This is a genomic window from Saccharothrix isguenensis (genome assembly GCF_052936305.1).
The window spans coordinates 3,178,959-3,201,134 of record NZ_CP193626.1; the positions used below are offsets into that span (position 1 = coordinate 3,178,959).

General features: G+C 72.0%; 18 protein-coding genes, 1 tRNA gene and 1 pseudogene. 14 read left to right on the forward strand and 6 right to left on the reverse strand.

Features of this window, described 5'->3' with window-relative positions:
* Window positions 1-72: 72 nt before the first annotated feature.
* Window positions 73-966: a cytochrome P450 gene (locus ACRAKI_RS14995; protein WP_447007692.1), complete on the reverse strand. Its 894-nt coding sequence runs from the start codon at window positions 964-966 to the stop codon at window positions 73-75.
* Between ACRAKI_RS14995 and ACRAKI_RS15000 the strand changes: the two genes are divergently transcribed.
* The 4 genes from ACRAKI_RS15000 (at window position 874) to ACRAKI_RS15015 (ending at window position 5,012) form a co-directional block, all read left to right on the forward strand.
* On the forward strand, window positions 874-1,683 hold the full coding sequence (locus ACRAKI_RS15000) for an SAM-dependent methyltransferase (RefSeq protein WP_447007693.1): 810 nt from the start codon (window positions 874-876) through the stop codon (window positions 1,681-1,683). The two genes, ACRAKI_RS14995 and ACRAKI_RS15000, sit on opposite strands and share 93 nt — an antisense overlap.
* Window positions 1,684-1,810: 127 nt before the next feature.
* Window positions 1,811-3,112, forward strand: a complete 1,302-nt coding sequence (locus ACRAKI_RS15005) for a hemolysin family protein (protein WP_447007694.1) — start codon at window positions 1,811-1,813, stop codon at window positions 3,110-3,112.
* Window positions 3,109-4,152, forward strand: a complete 1,044-nt coding sequence (locus ACRAKI_RS15010) for a hemolysin family protein (RefSeq protein ID WP_447007695.1) — start codon at window positions 3,109-3,111, stop codon at window positions 4,150-4,152. The genes ACRAKI_RS15005 and ACRAKI_RS15010 overlap by 4 nt, the downstream gene beginning before the upstream one ends.
* 77 nt (window positions 4,153-4,229) lie before the next feature.
* Window positions 4,230-5,012 carry a DUF899 domain-containing protein gene (locus tag ACRAKI_RS15015; RefSeq protein ID WP_447007696.1) on the forward strand — a complete coding sequence of 261 codons (783 nt, stop codon included), beginning with the start codon at window positions 4,230-4,232 and terminating at the stop codon, window positions 5,010-5,012.
* An 83-nt stretch (window positions 5,013-5,095) separates the two neighbouring features.
* Here the strand turns inward: ACRAKI_RS15015 and ACRAKI_RS15020 are convergent, their stop codons facing one another.
* The 3 genes from ACRAKI_RS15020 to ACRAKI_RS15030 all read right to left on the reverse strand — a co-directional run bounded on the left by ACRAKI_RS15020 (window position 5,096) and on the right by ACRAKI_RS15030 (window position 10,530).
* Window positions 5,096-6,211, reverse strand: coding sequence for a lytic polysaccharide monooxygenase (locus tag ACRAKI_RS15020; RefSeq protein ID WP_447007697.1), 1,116 nt, complete (start codon window positions 6,209-6,211; stop codon window positions 5,096-5,098).
* A gap of 396 nt (window positions 6,212-6,607) precedes the next feature.
* Window positions 6,608-8,812 (reverse strand): esterase-like activity of phytase family protein, encoded by a 2,205-nt coding sequence (locus ACRAKI_RS15025; protein WP_447007698.1) that lies wholly within the window; start codon window positions 8,810-8,812, stop codon window positions 6,608-6,610.
* Window positions 8,813-9,003: 191 nt separating this feature from the next.
* Complete coding sequence (locus tag ACRAKI_RS15030; RefSeq protein ID WP_447007699.1) at window positions 9,004-10,530, reverse strand: serine/threonine-protein kinase; 1,527 nt, start codon at window positions 10,528-10,530, stop codon at window positions 9,004-9,006.
* 293 nt (window positions 10,531-10,823) lie between these two features.
* On the opposite strand from ACRAKI_RS15030, the gene ACRAKI_RS15035 reads away from it, so the two are divergent.
* From ACRAKI_RS15035 to ACRAKI_RS15055, 5 genes and pseudogenes are all read left to right on the forward strand, one after another.
* Window positions 10,824-10,897, forward strand: a tRNA-Met gene (locus ACRAKI_RS15035).
* A gap of 444 nt (window positions 10,898-11,341) precedes the next feature.
* Complete coding sequence (locus tag ACRAKI_RS15040) at window positions 11,342-12,946, forward strand: SLC13 family permease (RefSeq protein ID WP_447007700.1); 1,605 nt, start codon at window positions 11,342-11,344, stop codon at window positions 12,944-12,946.
* The gene (locus tag ACRAKI_RS15045) at window positions 12,946-13,116 is read left to right on the forward strand and encodes a hypothetical protein (RefSeq protein WP_447007701.1); all 171 of its coding nucleotides are present in this window, start codon (window positions 12,946-12,948) and stop codon (window positions 13,114-13,116) included. The genes ACRAKI_RS15040 and ACRAKI_RS15045 overlap by 1 nt, the downstream gene beginning before the upstream one ends.
* Before the next feature lie 150 nt (window positions 13,117-13,266).
* The gene (locus ACRAKI_RS15050) at window positions 13,267-13,527 is read left to right on the forward strand and encodes a hypothetical protein (RefSeq protein WP_447007702.1); all 261 of its coding nucleotides are present in this window, start codon (window positions 13,267-13,269) and stop codon (window positions 13,525-13,527) included.
* Between the two features lie 95 nt (window positions 13,528-13,622).
* Window positions 13,623-13,916: pseudogene (locus ACRAKI_RS15055) on the forward strand (ricin-type beta-trefoil lectin domain protein); the annotation flags it as partial.
* 64 nt (window positions 13,917-13,980) lie between these two features.
* Here ACRAKI_RS15055 and ACRAKI_RS15060 read toward each other — a convergent pair.
* The gene (locus ACRAKI_RS15060; RefSeq protein ID WP_447007703.1) at window positions 13,981-15,009 is read right to left on the reverse strand and encodes a family 2 encapsulin nanocompartment cargo protein polyprenyl transferase; all 1,029 of its coding nucleotides are present in this window, start codon (window positions 15,007-15,009) and stop codon (window positions 13,981-13,983) included.
* 31 nt (window positions 15,010-15,040) lie between these two features.
* The gene (locus ACRAKI_RS15065) at window positions 15,041-16,219 is read right to left on the reverse strand and encodes an ROK family protein (RefSeq protein ID WP_447007704.1); all 1,179 of its coding nucleotides are present in this window, start codon (window positions 16,217-16,219) and stop codon (window positions 15,041-15,043) included.
* Between the two features lie 100 nt (window positions 16,220-16,319).
* Between ACRAKI_RS15065 and ACRAKI_RS15070 the strand changes: the two genes are divergently transcribed.
* Genes ACRAKI_RS15070 through ACRAKI_RS15090 form a run of 5 tightly spaced genes read left to right on the forward strand, consistent with a single transcriptional unit; the run spans window position 16,320 to window position 22,174 of the window.
* Complete coding sequence (locus ACRAKI_RS15070) at window positions 16,320-17,453, forward strand: Gfo/Idh/MocA family protein (RefSeq protein WP_447007705.1); 1,134 nt, start codon at window positions 16,320-16,322, stop codon at window positions 17,451-17,453.
* On the forward strand, window positions 17,450-18,952 hold the full coding sequence (locus tag ACRAKI_RS15075) for a sugar ABC transporter ATP-binding protein (RefSeq protein WP_447007706.1): 1,503 nt from the start codon (window positions 17,450-17,452) through the stop codon (window positions 18,950-18,952). Before ACRAKI_RS15070 ends, ACRAKI_RS15075 begins: the two co-directional genes overlap by 4 nt.
* A gap of 17 nt (window positions 18,953-18,969) precedes the next feature.
* The gene (locus ACRAKI_RS15080) at window positions 18,970-19,962 is read left to right on the forward strand and encodes an ABC transporter permease (protein ID WP_447008426.1); all 993 of its coding nucleotides are present in this window, start codon (window positions 18,970-18,972) and stop codon (window positions 19,960-19,962) included.
* On the forward strand, window positions 19,959-20,996 hold the full coding sequence (locus tag ACRAKI_RS15085) for an ABC transporter permease (protein WP_447007707.1): 1,038 nt from the start codon (window positions 19,959-19,961) through the stop codon (window positions 20,994-20,996). The genes ACRAKI_RS15080 and ACRAKI_RS15085 overlap by 4 nt, the downstream gene beginning before the upstream one ends.
* Complete coding sequence (locus ACRAKI_RS15090; RefSeq protein ID WP_447007708.1) at window positions 20,993-22,174, forward strand: substrate-binding domain-containing protein; 1,182 nt, start codon at window positions 20,993-20,995, stop codon at window positions 22,172-22,174. The genes ACRAKI_RS15085 and ACRAKI_RS15090 overlap by 4 nt, the downstream gene beginning before the upstream one ends.
* The last annotated feature ends 2 nt before the right edge of the window (window positions 22,175-22,176 follow it).

Below are 22,176 nucleotides of genomic sequence, written 5' to 3' on the forward strand. Positions count from 1 at the left end.
GCAGGGTGTTGTCGTGGTGCCGCTCCGGCGGCCCGGCGAGTTCGATCCGGGCCACCCGCTTCGCCGGCGCGGTCAGCAGGGCCGCGGCCTCCAGGCGGGCGACGTGCTGCTCGACCCGCCGATCCGGACGTCGCGGGTAGCGGTGCGGATGAACGTCTGCACGGGCGACTCCCAGCGCACGGCCTCGTCGGAAGCCACCCTGGCAAGGTGCGGCTCCGCCCGCAACCGCTGCCACTGGTCCGGGTGGGTGGCGAAGGCGTACAGCACGGCGGCCAAGCCGTGCACGGTCGTGTCGACACCGGCCGAGAGCAGCGAGCCAACACAGCCCTTGGTCGTCCTGCGGGACGACGATGACCTTGTCGCCGTACGCCGCCAGCTCGGGAGAAAACGCCATGGTGCACCTGCTCCGGCCGCCGTAGAGCAGGCGCCAGTCGGCGCCGACCAGCTCGGCCTGGCGCACCATCGGCAGCAGCGGCGTGATCCCGATGCCGCCCGCGATGAACAGGTAGCGCGGCGACGGGACCAGGCGGGAGTTGGTGCGCGGACCGCCGACGGCGACCCGGTCACCCAGGCGCACGACGTAGTGGACGAACGCCGAACCACCGCGCTCGGCGGGCTCGCGCAGCACCCCGATCCGGTAGCTGCGCGTCCCACCGGTCCCCGCACAGCGAGTGCTGGCGGACCACCCCGTTCGGCAGCACCAGGTATGGCGGTTCTCACCACGGCGACGTAACGGCCGCGACCGGTCGGGTTCCCTCGCGTTTCCACTGAGCGGAAGGGCGTCGGACCTACCGCACGGTGACCGACCGTGCGCGGAGGGGCGGAGTAACTTGACGGTGCGGAGCGTGAAGACTGCGGGGGAACGAGGGCGAGATGCAGGGTGGGGAGAGCGGGGGGCCGGACGAGATCGACCTGAGTCGACCGAGCGCCGCCCGCGTGTACGACTACTACCTCGGTGGGGCGCACAACTTCGCGGTCGACCGGGAGATGGCCCAGCAGGCCATCCGGATGTGGCCCGAACTCCCGGTGATCATGCAGGCGAACCGGGCGTTCCTGCGCCGCGCCGTCCGCTACTGCGTGGCCGCCGGCATCCGGCAGTTCCTGGACCTCGGCTCCGGCATCCCGACGGCGGGCAACGTGCACGAAGTGGCCAGGGCCGCCGCACCGGACACGCGGGTCGTGTACGTGGACCGGGACCCCGTCGCGGTGACCTACAGCAGGTCCATCCTGGGCGACGACCCGCTGACCACCGTGGTCAAGGCCGACCTGCGCGCGCCGGACGCGCTCCTGTCCCGGCCGGAGGTCACGTCGCTGCTGGACTTCGACCAGCCGATCGCCGTCATGATGGTCGCGGTGCTGCACTTCGTGCCGGACTCGGACGACCCGGCTCGGACCATCGCCGGCTACCGCGACGCGCTCCCGCCGGGGAGCTTCCTCGTCGTCTCGCACGCCTCGGACGAGGGGCAGCCGGAGAAGGTGGAGGAGCACCGGCAGCTGTACCGGAACACGTCGACGCCGATGACGATGCGCACCCGGAAGCAGGTCTCCGCCCTGTTCGAGGGGTTCGACCTGATCGACCCGGGCGTGGTGTACCTGCCGCTGTGGCGGCCCGAATCGCCGGACGACGTGGACGAGCACCCCGAGCGGTTCACCGGCCTCGCCGCGGTCGGGCGCAAGCCCTGAACCCCTGGTCGGACCATGGAACTTGCTAGTATGAGCCCATGCCTGATAGTGCCGATACAGACGGTTGTAGTAGTAGGCCGGGCCAGACCCGGCTGATCGAGGATTCGCCGTTCGCGGCGGACGCATCATGTTGATCCTCGCCGGTGTGGCGGCGATCGTGGCCCTCACAGTGGCCACGGGGTACTTCGTGGCCCAGGAGTTCGCCTACATGGCGGTGGACCGGGGCCGGTTGCGGCAGCAGGCGGAGAGCGGCGACAAGGCCGCCGAGCGCGCTTACCGCGTCACCCGGAAGTTGTCCTTCATGCTCTCCGGCGCCCAGTTCGGGATCACGGTCACCGCACTGCTCGCGGGCTACGCGGCCGAACCGCTGCTCGGCACCGGACTGGCCGACCTGCTCGGGCTGACGGGCCTGTCCCCGGCGCTGGCGCTCTCCCTCTCGATGGCCGTGGCGCTGGTGTTCGCCACGGTGGTCCAGATGGTGCTCGGCGAGCTGCTGCCCAAGAACTTCGCCATCGCCCGGCCGGAGGCGCTGGCCAAGGCGCTGAGCGGGTCCACCCTCGCCTACCTCAAGGTCGCCGGCCCGGTGATCCGCCTGTTCGACGCGGCGGCCACCCGGCTGCTGCGCGCGTTGGGGATCGAGCCGGTCGAGGAGCTGCCGCAGGGCGCCACCTCGGAGGACCTGAAGCGGATCATCGGCGACGCGAGCAGCCAGGGCCACCTCGACCCGGAGCTGTCGCACCTGCTGGAACGCGGTCTCGGATTCCGGGAACTGGTCGCGGAGCAGGCCATGACACCGCGCGTGGCGGTGCACAGCGTGCGTGCCGACGAACCCGCCGCCCGCGTCGTGCGGCTGCTGGACACGGGCCACTCGCGGTTCCCGGTGTTCGGCGACGACCTGGACGACCTGCGCGGTGTGGTCGGCCTGGCCGAGGTGCTGACCGTGGCGCCCGAGCGGCGGGCGAGCACCCCGATCGGTGACATCGCGTCGCCGGCGCTGGTGGTGCCCGCGACGCTCCCGCTGCCCGCCGTGCTGGAACGCCTGCGCTCCGAACGCCGCCAGCTGGCGTGCGTGGTGGACGAGTTCGGCGGCTTCTCGGGTGTCGTGTCGCTGGAGGATCTGGCCGAGGAGCTGGTCGGGGCGATCCGCGACGAGGACGACCTGGAGGAGGCCGTCATCGAACCGCTGGGCGCGGGCTCGTGGCGGGTGCCCGGCCGGATGCGGGTGGACGAGATCGCCGACACCACCGGCGTCGAACTGCCCGCCCACGACAGCTACGACACCGTGTCCGGCCTGGTGCTGCGCCGACTGGGGCGTACCGCGCGGGTGGACGACGAGGTCGAGTTCGACGGGGTGTCGGTGCGGGTGACGGCGGTGGCGCGGAACGTGCCGGCCACCGTCGTCATCGCCACCTTGGCGGGTGCCCGATGAGCACCGGCTGGTCTTTGGCGCTGTCGTTGGGGTTGTTGATCGCCAACGCGTTCTTCGTCGCCGCCGAGTTCGCCCTCATCTCCGCCAAGCGGCACCGGTTGGAGCAGGCCGCCGAGACGAGCCGCGCGGCCCGTGCGGCCGTGGCCGGGGTGCGCGAGCTGTCGTTGATGCTCGCCGGCGCGCAGCTCGGCATCACGCTGTGCACGCTGGGGCTCGGCGCGTTGGCCAAGCCCGCCGTCGCCGACCTGCTCGACCCGCTGCTGGCCGCTACGGGGCTGCCCGCCGGGGTGTCGTACGGCATCGCGTTCGCGATCAGCCTGGTACTGGTGGTGTTCCTGCACATGGTGGTGGGCGAGATGGCGCCGAAGTCGTGGGCGATCTCGCACCCGGAGCGCTCCGCCACGTTGCTGGCCCTGCCCTTCCGCGCGTTCGCCCACTCCGTCCGCTGGGTCCTCAGTGGACTCAACGGGGTGAGCAACGCGTTGCTGCGGGCGATGAAGGTGCAGCCGCAGAACGAGTTGGCGCAGGCGCACCGGCCGGACGACCTGCGGATGCTGGTCCGCCAGTCCGCCGAGCACGGCCTGATCCCGGAGGGGCAGCAGCGCCTGCTGACCCGGATGCTGCAACTCCAGAACACCACGGTGGCGCAGGTGATGGTCCCCGTCGAGCAGACGGTGACCGTGTCCGAGCGGACCAGCGCGCGGACCATCGAGCTGCGCAGCCGTGAGTGCGGCCGTTCCCGCTTCCCGGTGACCGATCCGGAGGGCCGGTTCGTCGGCCTGGTCCACATCCGCGACGCCGTCCGGGCCACCGCCGCGGGCGCCGACACCACCGCCGGCGACCTGATGGGGACGGCCCTGACCCTGCCCGCCGCCATGCCCGTGGCCCAAGCCGTCACCGCGATGCGCGCGGACCGCGCGCAACTCGCCCTGGTGGCGGACGAGGACCGGGTCGTGGGCATCGCCGCTTTGGAGGACCTGCTCGAAGAGCTGATCGGCGAGTTCGAGGACGAAACCGACACCCCGCTCGTCGTGACGTAGCCACGTGCCGCGCCTGAACCGTTGTGGTAGGACGGCTCTACGGCGCTGCCCGGCGCGGAACCTCCTGGAGGAACACGATGTCGACCACTTCGGACGACCCGACCACCGCGCCGCCCGGTCGCCCGGCCGTGGTCGACCTGGCCACCTGGCAGGCCGCCCGTGACGAGCTGCTGCTCCGCGAGAAGGCCCACACCCGCGAGGGCGACGCCATCGCCGCGGCCCGCCGCCGGCTGCCGATGGTGGAGTTCGACGGGACGGTCGAGGTCGTGGGACCGGACGGCCCGGTCCCGTTCCTCGACCTGTTCCAGGGCCGCGACGAGCTCGTGGTCTACAAGCACATGTGGTACGACGGCGCGCCGCACCAGGGGCAGTGCGAGGGCTGCACCACCACGGCGTGGCACCTGAAGGACGCCGTCTACCTCAACGCCCGCGGCGTCTCGTTCGCCATCCTGACCACGGGCCGCCGGGACGAGGTGGCCGCCTTCGTCGAGTTCATGGGCTACACCCAGCCCTGGTACTCGGTGCGCGGTCTGGACGGGCCGGTCGGCGGGGACATGGGCTACCTCGCCTGCTTCCTCCGCGACGGCGACCGCGTGTTCCTCACCTACTCCACGACGGGCCGCGGCAACGAGCCGGTCAACGGGTCCATGAGCCTGCTCGACATGACGCCCCACGGTCGCGGCGAGGCCTGGGAGGACAAGCCCGAGGGGTGGCCCGAGGGCGACCGGCCGTGCTGGTCCTGGCGCGCGGACGCGGACGGGAACGCGGACTGGGGCCCGACCAGTCGACCGGTGCCGCAGTGGACCCGGCCCGACGCGACCCCGGTGGAGACCCTCGGCCGGAACGGCCACCACCACTGACGCGGCTCGACGACGCCCTGGGACGCGCGATCCGCCCGCCGCTGTGAGAGCGGCGGGCGGACGTGCGTGCGATCAGGACCGGATCAGGATGCGGTGCAGGTGAGGGTGTAGGCGGTGCCGGAGGTCCCGGACGCGACGAAGCCGAAGCTCGCGCTGGAACCGACGCCGACCGAGCCGTTGTAGGCGGCGTTCCGCGCGGTGACCGAGGACCCGCTCGTGGTCAGGGTCGAGCTCCAGGAGGAGTTGATCCGCTCGCCGTTGGCGAAGGTCCAGCTCACCGTCCAGCCGTTGATCGGCGTGGAGCCGGCCGCCACGCGCACCTCGCCCTGGAAGCCGCCGGACCACTGCGAGGTGACCCGGTAGGTGGCCGAGCAGCCCGCCGGCGGGTTGGTGGTCGTCGTGGTGCTGGTCGTGGTGGTCGTGGTCGTGGTCGTGCTGGTGGAGGTGGTGGTGCTGGTCGGCGTCGTCGTCGTGGTCGTCCCACCGGTGAAGTTCACGTCGCTGCAGGCGTAGTAGCTCTGGTCGAGGTGGCTGGCCTGCCACACCGTGAACAGGATGTGGTGGCCGCTGCGGCCGGGCGCGTTGACCTGGACGGGCGTCCGGTTGCCCGTGGGGATCCTGCCGGTCTGGCCGACGAGTTCCAGGTCGCTCCACTTCAGGGCCTGCGTCTTCGGGTCGAAGCCCTGCTTGGTGGAGTAGACGCGGATGTAGTCGGCGCCGTGCGAGGACGTGTCGTTCAGGTTGAGGGTGAACTGGTTGGGCTTGTTCGGGGCGGTCCACGCGCCGACCTTGTCCATGGCGGCGTAGCGGCCGTTGAAGGTCAGTCCACCGCTGCACAGCTGCCCGTCGGGGATGGCCCCCTGGTGGTTGCCGGCGACGCCTTCGCGGAACAGGCCGTTCCAGTTGTACATCGCGGCCGGCTCGGCCTGCCACGCCTGGTAGCACATGGGGTCTTCGGTGGCCATCTGCTGCGTCGGGCCGTTGGGCCAGCGGTTGTGGCAGCCGTAGTGGCGCGACGGCGGGTCGCTCACCGCGCCGTGGGCCGAGGCGTTGCCCGCGCCGAAGGTCACCACCAGCAGGGTCGTCAGCAGCGTCAGGCAGGTGCCGAAGATCGCCGACGCCCGCCACACGACGGCCTTGGTCGAACCGCCGCCAGGACGGCGAGGTCCGGTGGGAGCGCTTTCAGAGAAGCGAAGCATGTGAACCGCCAAATCTTCATTGATCGACGACATGGACTTCCGCGGGTTCCGGGGGCGGCCGGAACCGACGGTTCTCGAAGCACGTGAGCACTCAGCCCTCGCTGCCTGGGAGCGCTCCCAGACGTGGTGTCGAGAACTGGCTGCTCATCGGTCCTGCTCCGGGTGTGGTGCACGCCGAACCGTTCGCTCGGGGCCGGTGGGGGCCACCCGAGGGCGATCGGAGTCGGGACACCTCGAACTCTTGCGCAACTTGAACGATCACGACGACGGTACGGTCGTCGGCCGGCGCTCGTCAAGGGCGAACCCGCATCACGACTGCGGACTTCGGCATGGTTGCGAAAACACGCGGCGGGGTGCCCGGACCACCGGGTCCGGGCACCCCGACAAGGGTCGCGACTAGCGGATCGAGCCGAGGCGCAGGAACACCGATTCGCCCGGCGCGTCGTCCACGCCGTCGTTGTCCACCACGCCGACCAGTCGCCGCTGCGGTCCGTCGCCGAGGACGGCCAGACCTTCGGGCTTGTCGTGCGTCGCCGCGCCGCCGGCGGTCAGGGCGGGCAGCAGGTCGCGCGCCTCGGTCTTGGGCACCACCGGCTTGGCCTGGCCGGCGGCGACCGGCGCGACCCGCGAGACGTCCACGCGGTAGACCTTCTTGAGGACCGCCGCGTCACCGCGCCGGTTGTCGCGCTCCAGCACGAGCAGCGTGCGGTCATCGAGGGCGGTCACCTCGGACAGGCCGACCCAGGCGCCGGCGGGCGCGGCGTCGAGCGGGTAGGCCACGAACGCCCATTCGCCCGTGACCGGCGTGAAGCGGGCCAGCGTCGCCTGTCCGGGCCGGTCACCCTTCCACTCCCGCTGCACGGCCACCCAGACCTGCTCGCCGTCGCCGCGACCTGTGGTGGTCACGCCCTCGAAACCGTTGCTCGTGGCGGTCGCCGCCACAGAGTCGGGCAGCGGGACCTCGCGGACGACCTCGCCCCTCGCCGTCACCTCGACCAGCAGGTCGGGCCGCGCCTTGCCGTTGCCCTCGGCGGCCACCCAGTAGCCGCCGTCCGGCCGTGCGGCGATGCCCTCGCCGTCGTAGTCCACCGGCTGCCCGTCCTTGGTCACGACCAGTTCCGCGTGCACGCGGGCGGGCGTGGACCCGGTGTCGACGGTCAGCACCCGGGTGGGGCTGTACGCCGAGTCGGTGATCGCCACGACGTCGCGGGCGTTGCCCGGGACGGCGGAAAGCCCCGACAGCGCACCGAAACCGATGCCGTCGGACACGATCGACGGCGTGCCCTCGTTGCGTGCGGCGGACACCGCCGGCGGCGTCCGGGTGATGCGGTAGGACGTGAGCGAGGACCGCACACCGTCCTCGGCGGAGTCCTCCTCGGCCGACACGACCAGCGTGCCGGTCGCCGGGATCGGTAGCAGGCCCTCCGGGCCGACACCGGTCGGCAGCGCCTGGAGGAACCGCGGCCGGCGCGGGTCGTTCACGTCGTACACCGCGACCAGGTTGGCGCGTTCCATGCCGACGAACGCGTACCTGTCGCGCCCGAACGACGCCACGGCGATGCCTTCCGGCTCGACGCCCTTGTTGTCCGAGCGGCCGTCGGGGTACTGGCCCTGGCGGATCGCGGCCTGCTGCAGTTCGTTGCCGGACGAGTGCACGACCTGGCCGGACGCCGCGTCGAACACCGTCCACGTGCGAGAGCCGCCCCCGTAGTCGCCCTCGTCGGCGGTGCCGAGCGTGCGGTCGTCCAACCAGGCCACCGCGTCGGGCTCCCGGGCCGCGGTGATCGTCGCGGTCGGGTCGATCCGACCGTCGTCCGCGACGTCCACGCCGACGACCGTGGCCGAGCCCGCGGAGAAGTGGTTCACCACCGTGCCGGAGCGCAGGTCCACGATCGCGATGTGGTTGTTCTCCTGCAACGTCACGGCCGCCTGGCCGCGGCCGTTGACGCTGACGTACTCGGGCTCGGGGTCGCCGGGGGCGATTTCGGCGATCCCGGTGAGGTCGACCCGGCGCAGCGCCCACGACCCCGGTCCGCCGTCGAGGTCCACGATCGCGAGGAAGCCCGCCGGCGCCTGTGGCATCGCGCCGTCGTCCACGTCCTCGTCACGCTGGTTCTCGATCGCCACGGCGGCGTGCCGGCCGTCGGGGGAGATGTCGATCGAGTCCGGCTGCCCGCCCAGGTCGTGCGTCGCCACGACGGTCCGGGTGTCGAGGTCGACCACGACCAGCACGCCGGAGGGCGACGTGAACGACTCGGAGGTGTCGACCGCGACCAGGGCCAGGCGGCCCACGACGTCCACTGAGGTCGGTTCGCCCGGCACGTCGAGCACACCGGCGGGCGCCAAGTCGCCCTTCCGGCCGACCGAGGCGAACCCGATCCGCCCGGCCGGCGAGTCGGTGTAGACCACGGTCCGCCCGTCCTGCGTCGCCGCCGCGATCTCGGCGGCGGTGTGCTCGGCGGCGGAGCTGTTGTGGAACACGGACAACGTGTCGACGCGCTGGAATCGGCCGGGCGCGGCCGCCGCCGCGGACGACGGCAGCAGCGACGTGGTCACCCCGCAGACCAGCAGGCCTGCGAGAAGACGGACCGGACGGGCCATGGGGCCTCCTACCTCGATGACGGCGCGGGCTTTGTAACCCGTCGAGACGTCGCCGAGGTGAACGGCCGGTGGCGTGCGCCGGTACCTATCGCCACCTGCCGGAACGCGGCTGTGTGCAACGAAGGTCCGGCCAACGCGGGTTCGTCCGACGCGGGTTCGCGCGCAGCGGCCGGTCGGTTCGGCCGGAGGTCTCAGCCGTTGCCGTTGCCCCCACCGCGCTTCTTGTCGTCCTTCTTGTCCTCGTCGTCCTCGTCCTCGTCGTCCTTGCCCTTGTCGTCGCCGATGCGTTGCGAGGACACGACTTCATCGGAGTCGATCAGCGGCGTGCCGTCGCGGACGACGAGCACCAACCGGTGCGACTCGCGGAACCTCTTGCCCTCCGCGCCGGTGAAGTCGATGCCGACGGTGACGGCGTCCGGGCCGGCGGCGGCGGGCGGCGAGCTGATGGTGAGGTCCTTGACGTCACTCCAGGACTTCTCGTACTGCTGCTCGCCCTGCGCCTGGAGCTGCGGTCCGAGCAGTTCCCACGCGCCGGCCGGGTTCTCCGGCAGCAGCCCGTAGTACTCGGCGACCACCTGTTCCAGCCGTTCCGGGGCGACGGTCGTCGGTACGGCGGGCGTGACCGTCGTCGTGGGTGTGGTGCCGCCGGCGGTGTCGGAGCCCCTGGTGGCCAGCACCACACCGAACACGACCAGCGCGGCGACGGCCACGGCGACCAGCGCGATGACGCCTCGACGCCCGGACGTCTGGCCCGGTCGCGGGCCGAGTGGCGCGCCGGACGCCGGTGCATGGCCGGACGGTCCCGGGCTGAACGGTGCCGCGCTGAACGGTGGGCCGGATGCCGGTCCCGCCTGCGGAGCGGGTGGCGGGACGGTCAGCGTGCCGGCCGGGTGCAGGTCGAGCCGGGTCGGCGCCGGTCGCACCGCCCGCAGCAGGTCGGCGGCCTGCGTCATCGTCGGCCTGGTGGACGGGTCGTTGCGCAGCAGCTCCACGAGCACGTCGGTCAGCGGCCCCGCCTGCGTCGGAGGGGCGTAGTGGCCCGAGGCGACGGTGTGCAGCAGGGCGATGGCGTTGTCGCTGTCGCCGAACGGCGGACGCCCCTCCACCGCCGCGTACAGCGTGGCGCCGAGCGAGAACACGTCCGCCGCCGGGCCCGGCTCACTGCCCCGCGCGACCTCCGGCGCCAGGAACGCGGGCGTTCCGGCGAGCAGGCCGGTCTTGGTGACGGTGACGTCCCCGATGGCGCGGGAGATGCCGAAGTCGGTGATCTTCGCGGTGCCGTCGTCGGTCAGCAGGATGTTGCCCGGCTTGACGTCCCGGTGCACGATGCCCGCCGCGTGCGCAGCCGCCAGCGCGCCCGCGATCTGCGCGCCCACGCGCATCACCCGCTCGGCGGGCAGGGCGCCGCGTTCGGCGACCTCGTCGGCCAGGGTCCGGGCGGGCAGGTACTCCATGACGAGGACCGGCCTGCCGTCCTCCTCGACGACGTCGTGCACCGTCACCGCGTTCGGGTGCTGCAACCGGGCGGCGATGCGCCCCTCCCGCGCGGCACGGCCGGCCGCCTCGACCGGATCCGCGCCCTCGGGCACCACCAGTTGCTTGAGCGCCACCACGCGGCCCAGGCGTTCGTCCACCGCCTGCCAGACCACGCCCATCGCACCGGCACCGACGCGCCCGCGCAGCCGGTATCGCCCGGCTACCAAGCGGCCCACGTCCATCGCCGGCACCTCACCCTTCCGGATTGTCGATCCGGGCAATCCTACGTACCGGGAGCGCAGTCACCGACCTCGGCACTCGCCGCCGGGCTCCAACACGAAGATCATCCAGGCAGGAGGGGTTCCCCGTGCGCCGGCGCGGCGACCACGACCGATCAGGCCGCGGTGGACGGCCTGCCGGTCGGTGCGGCGCACTGCGCGAGGAAGGCCGGGCGCGGCCCTTGACCTGCGAATGTGCTGCGTAGGCCGGGGTGGTGTGAACCTCCGTCCCGGATGGCGTAGACTGGTTTCAGCGACGCGGGGTGGAGCAGCTCGGTAGCTCGCTGGGCTCATAACCCAGAGGTCGCAGGTTCAAATCCTGTCCCCGCTACTACGCAGTGCAGAGGCCCCGGGCATCAGCCCGGGGTCTCTGACGTTGTCAGTCCGACACCAAGTCCACGAACGTCGGCCCACCGGCGTCGTCCAGCCGCGCCGGCCACACGTTTCGCGCCGCTTCCCTGCCCGCGATCCGCAGCCGCACGCGCCTGGCGGCCGTTGGTCGGCGCGGGCCGCAGAAGGCCGGGGATGCCGGCCAGGGCGTCGGCGGTGGTCGTCGAGCCCACGATCGGGATGCGCGGCTCGGACAGGTGCCGCACCGCGTCACGGGTGTTCCCGGGCTCGGCCCGACGTGCGCGCCCAGCGCGACGTCGAGCGGCACAGGCCGTGGCCGTCGACCGGGCCTCGCCCACGCCCTTCGGATCAGCGGTCACCGCAACGGAGGGTGGCCGGTGGGCCTCGCCGGTGCCACGCTGGTGGTGATCGACGGGAGGCCACGATGGCGGACGAGAAGCCGGCGAACCGGACCGACGTCGACAAGGCACTGCTCGGCCACGCGACCTACCGGGGCCTGGGGGAGCAGCGGCTGTCCGCGGCCGAGGAGAAGTTCGAGCGGGGCCGCCGCACGGTCGGGCTGTGGCTCGCGCCGCTCGTCACGATCGCCTTCGTGGCGCTGCCGCTGGACATGCCGGGGAACCAGCAGACGCTCGGCGGCATCCTGCTCGGCGTCATCGTGCTGTGGATCACCGAGGCGGTCCCGATCCCGATCGGCGGGCTGCTCGGCGTCGCGGCCGTCGTCATCCTGGGCGTCGTGCCGCCCGACGCCGCGCTGCGCCCGTTCGGCTCGGCGACGATCTTCACGTTCATCGGTGCGTTCATCCTGGCCCAGGCGATGCTCAAGCACGGCCTGGCGCGCCGGTTCGCGTTCCGCATCCTCGCCCTGCCCCGGGTCGGCGGCTCGACCACGGGCGTGATCATCGCGTTCGGCGGGATCACGTGCGTGCTGTCCGCGTTCGTGTCGAACACCGCCACGGTGGCGATGCTGCTCCCGACCGCGCTGGGCATCCTCGGCGTCATCGCGAAGCTGTTGCAGGACAGGGGGATGGTCGCGGCGGACTTCGACCCGCTGCGGCTGCGGGTCGGCACCGCGATCATGCTGATGCTGGCCTACGGCGCGAGCGTCGGCGGGCTGCTGACCCCGGTCGGCAGCCCGCCGAACCTGATCGGCCGCGGGCTGATCGAGGAGGCCACCGGCGAACGCATCTCGTTCGCCCAGTGGACGGCCGCGGCGCTGCCGATCTGCGCGCTCATGTTCGTGGTGCTGGCGGTCGTCCTGTTGCTGCTGAACCGGCCGGAGATCCGGCGCATCGAAGAGGTCGGCGAGTACGTCGCGCGTGAGCGCGCCGCCATGGGCCCGTTGTCCCGCGCGGAGAAGAACACGCTGATCGCCTTCGGCGTCACCGTGACGCTGTGGATCGTGCCCGGCGTCGTGGCCCTGGTGGCGGGCAACGACTCGGACGTCTACGGGGCGATCAGCGACCGGCTGGACGAGGGCATCGTCGCGGTGCTCGGCGCGTCCCTGCTGTACTTGTTGCCGACGGACTGGCGGAAGCGGGAGTTCACCCTCCGCTGGCGCGATGCCGCGGAAATCGACTGGGGGACCATCCTGCTGTTCGGCACGGGCATCATCTTCGGCTCGCTGCTGGCGAGCACCGGCCTGGCCAAGACCCTGGGCGACTCCGCCTCCGCCGCGCTGGGCCTGAGCAGCGTCGTGCCCATCACGATCTTCGCGGTGGTGCTGGCGATCGTGGTGTCGGAGACGACCAGCAACACGGCGTCGGCGGCCGTCGTGGTGCCGATCGTCATCCCGATCGCGGTGGCCGCCGGCGCCGATCCGCTCGTGCCCGCGCTGGCCGCGACGTTCGCCGCGTCGTTCGGGTTCATGCTGCCGGTGTCGACGCCGCAGAACGCGGTGGTCTACGGCTCCGGCGCGGTGCCGATCACGAAGATGATCAGGTCCGGCGCCTCCTTCGACGTGATCGGCGCGGTGCTGATCCTGCTCGGCGTGCCCGCGATGGTCGCGCTGCTGGGGATCGGCGCCTGATGCCCGGACCGGCGCACCGGGTCGCGGGGGTCCCGGGCGACGTGATCGGCGCGGAGGTGATCGCGGCGGCCATCGAGGTCCTCGACGCCGTGTCGGCCGCGCAGGGCATCGCACTGCCCTTCGCGGAGTCCGACTGGTCGTGCGGCCGGTACCGGGCCGAAGGGCGATGATGCCGGCCAACCGGCAGACGACCTACGTCCTCGCTCGCGCACCTGGCCGGCTGACTCCAGACCCGTAGGCCGGGCCGGTGCGCGCACGTCGGATAGCCGCACAGTCCTTCATGGACTGGCCGCACGGGCGCGGTAGGACTCGCGGGCGCGATGAACGACGATGCGCGGGATCACGGCGTGACGCCGTACGTGCACCTGCTGGTCACGATGGCGGTGTCCGGCAGCGCGTTGGCCAGTTCCAAGACCGTGGTCGGCGAACTGCCGCACCAGGTGGCCGCCGCCCTGCGGTTCGGCGGCGGCGCGCTCGTCCTCGGCGAGTCGTTCTCTCGCCTCAAGCGGTGGGCGCGGTGGTCATGCTGGCGGGCACCCTCCTGGCGGTGCTCCGGCTACCGGCCAGAAAAGGCGGTTTGACCATTCTTTTGACGGTATATGATCATAAGTCAGACAAAGATGCCGCAATCCAGGGCAACTTCTGCCTTGGTGCATTCATATGACCCGGATCGCGTTTGCTGCGATCACCCTGCGCGGTACCGGCGCCGCGTTCCTTCGTCAGTCGACCGACCGTTGGACACCTACTCCCGACCTGCAACGGACAGCTGAACCAGAAGTGGGCGGTCAGCGGCGGGACGGTGCGGTCGCTGGGCAAGTGCCTGGACGTGAACGGCGGCAGCACGTCGGACGGCACGATCGTCCAGCTGTGGACGTGCGACGGGTCCGGCGCGCAGAACTGGTCCGTGCAGTCCGACGGCACGTTCCGCAACGGCGGCAAGTGCCTGGACGCCACGGGGGCCGGCTCGGCAGACGGCACGCAGTTCAGCCGGCCGTTCACCCGGCCCGCGTTCAGCCGGCCGGAGACCGGGGCGTTCAGTGGTCGCGGTGGACGATCGTCCTGGCCAGGGCGGCGAGTTCCGCGGCCGGGCGTGGCGCGAGGTCGACCGAGTCCAGGTGGCGCAGGGCATCGGCGAGGAGCAGGTCCGCCTGCTCCTCGCTCCACGCCCGACCTCCGGCCGCCTCCACCAGGTCCGCCATGCGGGCCGGTTCGGCGGTCGTCTCCTGGTACAGCACCGCGAGTTCCCGACCGGCCGGTGTGCCGGACGTCAGGGCGGCGACCACGGGCAGCGACTTCTTGCGGGCGTGGAGGTCCCCGTGCACCGGTTTCCCGGTCACGACCGGGTCGCCCCAGATCCCCAGCAGGTCGTCGACGTGTTGGAACGCCACACCCATTCGCAGGCCGAAGTCACGCAGCCCGGCCACTTCTGCCGGTCCGGCGCCGCCGAAGAGGGCGCCCAGGCCGCAGGCGTTGGCGAGGAGACCGGCGGTCTTGCGCTCCACCATCGCCACGCACTCGGCCAGGTCGATGTCGTGCCTGGCTTCGAAGGCGACGTCGGCGTGCTCACCGTCGACCAGGTCCATCACCGAGGCGTTGAGCATCCGCACGCCGGTCAACGCGGCCCGGTGGTCGCTCGCGGCGAGCACGTCGAAGGCCGACGCCAGCATGGCGTCCCCGCCCAGGATCGCCGAGTGCACGCCGAAGACGTGCCACGCCGTCGGTCGGTGGCGGCGGGTCAGGTCGCGGTCGAGCACGTCGTCGTGCAGCAGCGAGAAGTTGTGCACCAGCTCCACCGCCGCGGCGGCGGGGACGGCGTCGATCGCGGATCCGCCGACCGCCTCGGCCGCGAGCAGCGCCAGCACCGGCCGGATCGCCTTGCCGCCGGGCGAGTTCGTCTGGTCGCCGTGCTCGTCCCACCACCCCAGGTGGTACCCGGCGACGTGTCGCATCGAGGCGGGCAGACCGTCGACCGAGGCGCGGAGGGCCGGCTCCACCATCCCGCGACCCCACGCCACCACGTCGCGCACCGGCCGGGCACGTGCTGCGGCTTCCGATGGCACCACGCGCCTCCTCGTCGGTCGGTCGATCGGGCGGTCAGGCGAGTTGTCGGTCCACGACGGCCGGCGAGAGGACGTGCTGGACCACCATCGCCGCCGCGCCCAGGACGCCGGCGTCGTCACCCGCCTGGGACGGCACGATCCGCAGGTTACCGGTGGCCAGCGGCAGGGAGCGGCGGTAGATCGCCTCCCGCACACCGGCCAGCAGCATCTCGCCGGCGAGTGCGACGGTGCCGCCCACGACGATCAGCGACGGGTTGAACATGCTCACGCACGCGGCGAGGACCTCGCCGATGTTGCGGCCGGCCTGCCGCACCGCCTGGCCCGCTTCGAGGTTGCCCGCCCGGACCAGTGCGACCACGTCGGAACTGGTGTACGCCTCGACCCCCTTGGCGCGCAAGGCCGCCGCGATCGCGGAACCGCTGGCGACGGCCTCCAGGCACCCGGTGTTGCCGCAGCGGCACGGCACGTCGCCGGCGTGCGGCGCGAGGATGTGCCCGAGGTCGCCGGCCGCGCCCACCGCGCCGCGGTGCAGCAGGCCGTTGCTGATGAAGCCTGCGCCTATGCCGGTCGCCACCTTGATCACGATGAGGTGCTCGGCCTCCGGGAACGACGTGGTGTGCTCGCCCAGGGCCATCAGGTTGACCTCGTTGTCCACCAGCACCGGCACGCCGAGTTCGGCGCTGATCAGGCCGGGCACGTCGTAGCCGTCCCACCCGGGCATGATCGGCGGGTTGTTCGGCCGGCCGGTGGAGTGCTCGACCGGGCCGGGCAGGCCGATGCCGACGCCCGCCACGCGCGTCGATTCGAGGCCGTTCTCGGCGAGCAGCGCCCGCCAGGCCGCGATGAGCCGGGGCAGGACCACCTCCGGGCCTTCGGCGATGTCCTGATCGAGCCGGTGGACGGCCAGCGGCGCGCTGGTCAGGTCGGTCACCGCGATGGTGGCGTGCGTCGCGCCGACCTCGGCGGCGAGCACGACCCGCGCACGGGCGTTGAACACGAACCGCCCGGCCGGTCGGCCGCCGGTCGACGCCTCGCTGCCCCCGTCGCTGACGAGACCCGCGTCCAGGAGCGCGTCCAACCTGGCCCGCACGGTCGACCGTGCCAGGCCGGTGACCGTGGTGAGTTCGGAGCGGGTGCGGGGCACACCGTCGCGCAGGAGCCGCAGCAGCTCTCCTGGAGACGCGGCGCCGACGGAGGGAACGTCTTCTTTCACCCTTCAATTGAACCAGAGAGCGCGCCCATCCGGCGCGACTCGGCGAAACATTGCCGACTTTTGGTTGACATCCGCCATTAGCCCCCTTACCGTTCGCCGCATGACTGTGACCCACCTAACTCAAACGGCCGAGAGCGGTCGTACCGAGCCTCGGACACTGCGGGTCGCCGTGGTGGGTGCTGGGTTCATGGGCCGTGTGCACGCCGAGGCGGCCCGGCGTGCCGGGGCCGCGGTGGTCGCCGCCGTGGCGAGCACCCCGGAAGCCGCCGGCCACGCCGCGCGGACCGTCGGCGCCGAGCGCGGGTACCCCGACCTCGACGCGCTGCTGGCCGAAGCGGGGGCCGACGTGGTGCACGTGTGCACGCCGAACGCCCGGCACGCGGAAGCGGTCGAGGCGGCGCTGGCCGCGGGTGCGCACGTCATCTGCGAGAAGCCGCTGGCCGTCAGCGCGGTGCAGGCCGACGCCCTGACCGCCGCGGCGCTCACCACCGGCCGCGTGGGCACCGTCCCGTTCGTCTACCGGTTCCACCCGATGGTCCGCGAGCTGCGGGCGAGGCTGGCGTCCGGGGAGGCGGGCGTGGTCTCCACCGTGACCGGCGGGTACCTCCAGGACTGGCTGGCCGGGCCGAACGACGACGACTGGCGGGTCGACTCGGCCCTGGGCGGGCCGTCCCGGGCGTTCGCGGACATCGGCTCGCACTGGTGCGACCTGTTCGAGTTCGTCACCGGCGACCGGATCCACCGCCTGTCCGCCCAGACCGCCACCGTGCAGGCCCGACCGCGAGCCTCGGTCACCCCGACCGAGGACGCCGCCGTCGTCCAGTTCACCACCGCCGCCGGAGTCCTCGGCACGCTGGTGGTCTCGCAGGTCGCCGCCGGCCGGAAGAACCGGCTGCACCTGGAGGTCTCCGGCACCGAGTCCAGCTTCGCCTTCGACCAGGAGGACCCGGAGCGGCTGTGGGTGGGCCGCCGGGACGGCAACCGGGTGCTGTTGCGCGACCCGTCCACCCTCTCCGCCTCGGCGGCCAGGTACGCGCGGCTGCCCGCCGGGCACGCGCAGGGCTACCAGGACTGCTTCGACGCCTTCGTCGCCGACACCTACGACGCCGTGCGGGGGGATGTCCGGCCGGACGGCCTGCCGACCTTCGTGGACGGCCTGCGCGCGACCCGGATCACCGAGGCGGTCCTGCTGTCCGCCGCGTCCGCCGGGGAGTGGACAGAGGTGGCCGGATGAGTGCCGACCAGGACGTCGTCGTCCGGCTCACCGGCATCACCAAGAGCTTCCTCGGGGTGCCGGTGCTGCGCGGTGTCGACCTCGAACTGCGCGCGGGCGAGGTGCACGCGCTGATGGGCGAGAACGGCGCGGGCAAGTCGACGCTGCTCAAGGTGCTGGCGGGCGTGCACCGGCCGGACTCCGGCCGGATCGAGGTCAACGGCGAGGCGGTCGCCTTCACCACGCCGCGCGAGGCCCAGGAAGCGGGCATCGCGATCATCCACCAGGAGTTCAACCTCCTGGAGCACCGCACGGTCGCGGAGAACGTCTACCTGGGCCGCGAACCGGTCCGCCGGGGGCGGGTGGACCGCCGCAAGATGGAGGAGGACACCCGGAAGCTCCTCGACTGGCTCGGCGAGGAGGGGATCGATCCGGCCGCGCCGATCAGCCGGCTGTCGGTCGCGCGGAAGCAGGTCGTGGAGATCGTCAAGGCCCTGTCCACCGACGCCAAGGTGCTGGCGATGGACGAGCCGACGGCCGCGCTGGCCGACCAGGAAGTGGAACTGCTGTACGACCTGGTCGACCGGCTGAGCAAGCGGGGGATCGCGATCCTCTACGTCTCGCACCGGATGCGCGAGGTGTTCGACCTCAGCAAGCGGATCACCGTGCTCAAGGACGGCGCGTTCGTCACCTGCGCCCTGACCGCCGAGATGACCTCCGACCAGCTCGTCCGGCACATGGTGGGGCGTTCGCTGGACGCGCTCTACCCGGACCGCGCGGCCCCGGAAGACCTCGGCGAGGTCAGGTTGGCCTTGCGCGGCGCGGGCAACGAGCGGGTCCGAGGGGTGACGTTGGAGCTGCGGTCCGGGGAGATCGTCGGCATCGCCGGGCTGCAGGGCTCGGGACGGTCCGCGATCGCCCGTGCGATCTGGGGCACCGAGCCGTTCACGACCGGCACGCTGGAGCTGGACGGCGTGGTGCGGCGGATCACCGGCCCGCGCGCCGCCGTGCGCCTCGGCATCGGGTTCGTCACCGAGGACCGCAAGAGCGAGGGCCTGGCACTGCGTCAGTCCATCCGGGACAACGCGCTGCTGGTCCGGCGGGCGGCGTTGCCGGGCGGCGCCGGGCGCGAGAAGTCCGACCTCGGCGCGTTGCTGAAGTCGGTGGAGATCGTCGCGCGGGGCGAGCACCAGGAGGTGCGGTACCTGTCCGGCGGCAACCAGCAGAAGGTCGTGCTGGCCAAGTGGCTGGCCGTGGGGCCGCGCGTGCTCATCGTGGACGAGCCGACCCGCGGCATCGACGTCGGTGCGAAGCAGGCCGTCCACCGGCTGCTGCGCGACCTGGCCCGGAAGGGCGTCGCGGTGCTGATGATCTCGTCCGAACTGCCGGAGCTGATCGGCATGAGCGATCGGATCCTGGTCGTCCACGAGGGCGCCGTCGCGGGTGAACTTCCCGCGGGCGCCAGTGAGGAGGCCGTCATGGGGCTCGCCACCGGGCACGGAATCGGAGAAGTGGCGTGAGCGTCGTGCAGGAGAAGATCGAGGTGCCCCGGGGGGCCGCCAGGGGTGGCGCCCGGCGATTCAGCCTCACCCCGACCGTGACCGTCTACCTCGCCCTGGTGGTGCTGCTGGTCGTCGGGAGCGTCCTGGTCGGGATCCAGGGCGGCGTCCTGCTCGACCAGGGCGGCATCCTCAACATCCTGACCCGCAGCACCGTGCTGGGGCTGGTCGCGGTCGGCCAGACCATCGTGATCATCAACGGGTCGCTCGACCTGTCGGTGGCCTACCTGGTCGGGCTGTGCTCGCTGGTCGCGGCCGAGACCATGGCCGGCAGCGACGGCATGATGGTGCCCGGCGTGCTGCTGGCGCTCGGTGTCGCCGCCCTCGTCGGCCTGGTGAACGGCCTGGTCGTCACCGTGCTGAAGGTCAACGCGTTCATCGCGACCCTCGGCGTGGCGCTGATCCTGCGGGGCTACCTGGAGGAGAACTACACCGGACCGGCCGGCGACGTGCCGCGCGCGTTCCAGCACCTCGGGTTCGACCGCTTCGGCCCGGTCCCGGTCGGCGTGCTGCTCATGCTCGCGGTCGCCGGCGCGGCCTGGTGGTACCTGCGGCGGACCCGCGGCGGCTACCACATGTACGCGGTCGGCGGTGACATCGACGTGGCCAGGCTGTCCGGCGTGCGCACCGGCCGCACCATCGTCACGGCCCACGTCCTGTGCGCGGTCGCCGCCGGTCTCGCCGGGGTGTTCCTGGCCAGCAGGCTCGGGTCGGGCGCGCCGTACGTCGGCACGGACGCCGGCTACGACCTGGAGTCCATCGCCGCCGTCGTGCTCGGCGGAACGGCGCTGGCCGGCGGCCGCGGCGGTGTCGTCGGCACCATCGGCGGCGTCCTCATCCTGGCCACCCTGGACACCATCTTCGACGACCTCGCGGTCGACCCGTTCTTCAAGGACGTGGTGCGCGGCATCGTCCTCGTCGTCGCGGTGGCGCTCTACGCCCGCCGTCAGCTCTCCAGGAGGTCCGGGTGAACGCGCCCACCACGTGGCGTCCCCGATTGGCGGACGGCACCGCGCCGGTGCTGGCCGTGCTGGCGGTGCTCCTCGTCGCACTCGCCTTCGTCGGCCCGGCCTACTCGGAACCGACCGGCTACCTGGCGCTGCTCAAGCGCGCGGCGCCGTTGGTGATCCTCGCGATCGGCCAGTACTTCGTCATCGTCTCCGGCGGTTTCGACCTGTCGGTCGGGTCGCTGGTCACGGCCGAGGTGGTGATCGCCGCCAGGCTGATCGACGGACAGGAGTCGGCGACGATCTGGGTGATCCCGCTGCTGCTGGCCTTCGGCCTGCTGGTCGGCCTCGTCAACGGGCTGATCACGACCAAGCTGCTGGTGCCGTCGTTCATCGTGACCCTCGGCATGCTCCTCGTGCTCGACGGCGCGGTGTTCCTGTGGACCGGCGGCGCTCCCCGCGGCGCCCTGTCGCCGTCGTTCCGCGTGTTCGGCCGCGGCGGGGTCGACCTGCCGGTGCTCGGGCACCTGCCGTGGTCGGTGGTCGTCCTCCTCGTCGTCCTCGTCGCCGCCGCCTACTTCATGCGCAGCGGCACGGGCCGCACGCTGGTGGCGGTGGGGGACAACCAGGAGGCGGTGCGCCTGGCCGGTGGACGGGTCGTGCGCCTGAAGGTGCTGGCGTTCGTGCTGTCCGGTCTCCTGGCCGCGGTGGCCGCGATCCTGCTCGGCGGGTTCGCGGGCGTGTCGGCCCAGGTGGGCGAGGGCCTGGAGTTCCGGGCCATCACCGCCGTGGTGCTGGGCGGCGTCCTGCTCGGCGGCGGACGTGGCTCCGTCATCGCCGCGGCGGCCGGTGCGTTGACCCTGGAAGCCCTCTTCTCCCTGCTGAACCTGCTCGGCGTCTCCGGCGCCCTGGAGTCCGCCGTGCAGGGCGTGATCATCATCGCCGCGGTGGCCTACGCCTCCCTCGGCGCGAACCTCCGGCTCGGATTCCGGCCGGGCACCGCCGCCGCCGAGCCCTCCACTCGTAACACCCCACCGCCGCACAAGGAGATCCGATGAACAGGAAGTGGTCCGTCGTGGCCGTCGCGGGCGCGCTCGCCATGGCCGGTTGCAGCAGCGACCTGCCCGCCGACAGCGGCACGCCCGGCTCGACGGGCACGTCCAACCCCGCAGGCGCGAAGTCCGAGTTCTTCAACAGCGCGGAGTACGAGCGCCAGCTGAAGTCCCGGACGGTCGCGGCCGAAGGTCCGGCCGACAAGCCGTGGGAGCAGATGATCTCCCCCGAGCTGGTCGACACGGCGAAGTTCGCCAAGCCGGGCGGTGACTACCACGTCTGCTTCTCGAACGCGGCGGTGAACAACCCGTGGCGGCAGGTCGGCTTCACCACGATGAAGGAGGAGGTGAAGCTGCACCCGGAGATCACGAAGTTCACCGTGCTCGACGCGGAGGCCAAGGACGACAAGCAGATCAGCGACATCCAGTCGTTCTCCTCACAGGGTTGCAGCGTGCTGATCGTGTCCCCGAACACGACGGCCACCCTGACGCCCGCCATCGAGGCCGCCTGCAAGACCGACGTGCCGGTGATCGTGTTCGACCGCGGGGTCAACTCGACGTGCCCCGTCACGTTCATCCACCCGATCGGCGGGTTCGCGTTCGGCGCGGACGGCGCGGAGTTCCTGAAGGAGAAGGTGGAGCCGGGCGGCAAGGTCCTCGCCCTGCGCATCCTCCCCGGCGTCGACGTGCTGGAGCAGCGGTGGGCCGCGGCCAACGAGATCTTCTCCGGCAGCGACCTGAAGGTCGTCGGCGTCGAGTTCACCGACGGTGACGCGGCCAAGACCAAGAGCATCGTCAACGACTTCATCCAGCGCGAGGGCCAGATCGACGGCGTGTGGATGGACGCGGGCGCGACGGCCGTCGCAGCGATCGAGGCGTTCCAGGACGCGGGCGTGCCGATCCCGGCGTTCGTCGGCGAGGACCAGCAGGACTTCCTGCGGATGTGGGCCGACGAGAAGATGACCGCCGTCGCGCCGACCTACCCGACGTACCAGTGGCGCACGCCGATCATCGCCGCGCTGAAGATCCTCAACGGTCAGCAGGTGCCCGAGGAGTGGGTGCTCCCGCAGCCGAAGGTCACCGAGGACACGCTGCAGAGCTTCCTCAAGGAAGACATGCCGCCGCTGCACTACGCGATGTGCGGGTGCGAGGGGATGCCGGGCTACCCCGCGCCCTGGAAGTGACG

Bases quoted from the DNA above. Each gene is read 5' to 3' on its own strand.
- ACRAKI_RS15000 (WP_447007693.1), top strand. From the start codon at position 874: ATGCAGGGTGGGGAGAGCGGGGGGCCGGACGAGATCGACCTGAGTCGA.
- ACRAKI_RS15005 (WP_447007694.1), top strand. From the start codon at position 1,811: ATGTTGATCCTCGCCGGTGTGGCGGCGATCGTGGCCCTCACAGTGGCC.
- ACRAKI_RS15010 (WP_447007695.1), top strand. From the start codon at position 3,109: ATGAGCACCGGCTGGTCTTTGGCGCTGTCGTTGGGGTTGTTGATCGCC.
- ACRAKI_RS15015 (WP_447007696.1), top strand. From the start codon at position 4,230: ATGTCGACCACTTCGGACGACCCGACCACCGCGCCGCCCGGTCGCCCG.
- ACRAKI_RS15020 (WP_447007697.1), bottom strand. From the start codon at position 6,211: ATGCTTCGCTTCTCTGAAAGCGCTCCCACCGGACCTCGCCGTCCTGGC.
- ACRAKI_RS15025 (WP_447007698.1), bottom strand. From the start codon at position 8,812: ATGGCCCGTCCGGTCCGTCTTCTCGCAGGCCTGCTGGTCTGCGGGGTG.
- ACRAKI_RS15030 (WP_447007699.1), bottom strand. From the start codon at position 10,530: ATGGACGTGGGCCGCTTGGTAGCCGGGCGATACCGGCTGCGCGGGCGC.
- ACRAKI_RS15040 (WP_447007700.1), top strand. From the start codon at position 11,342: ATGGCGGACGAGAAGCCGGCGAACCGGACCGACGTCGACAAGGCACTG.
- ACRAKI_RS15045 (WP_447007701.1), top strand. From the start codon at position 12,946: ATGCCCGGACCGGCGCACCGGGTCGCGGGGGTCCCGGGCGACGTGATC.
- ACRAKI_RS15050 (WP_447007702.1), top strand. From the start codon at position 13,267: ATGAACGACGATGCGCGGGATCACGGCGTGACGCCGTACGTGCACCTG.
- ACRAKI_RS15070 (WP_447007705.1), top strand. From the start codon at position 16,320: ATGACTGTGACCCACCTAACTCAAACGGCCGAGAGCGGTCGTACCGAG.
- ACRAKI_RS15075 (WP_447007706.1), top strand. From the start codon at position 17,450: ATGAGTGCCGACCAGGACGTCGTCGTCCGGCTCACCGGCATCACCAAG.
- ACRAKI_RS15090 (WP_447007708.1), top strand. From the start codon at position 20,993: ATGAACAGGAAGTGGTCCGTCGTGGCCGTCGCGGGCGCGCTCGCCATG.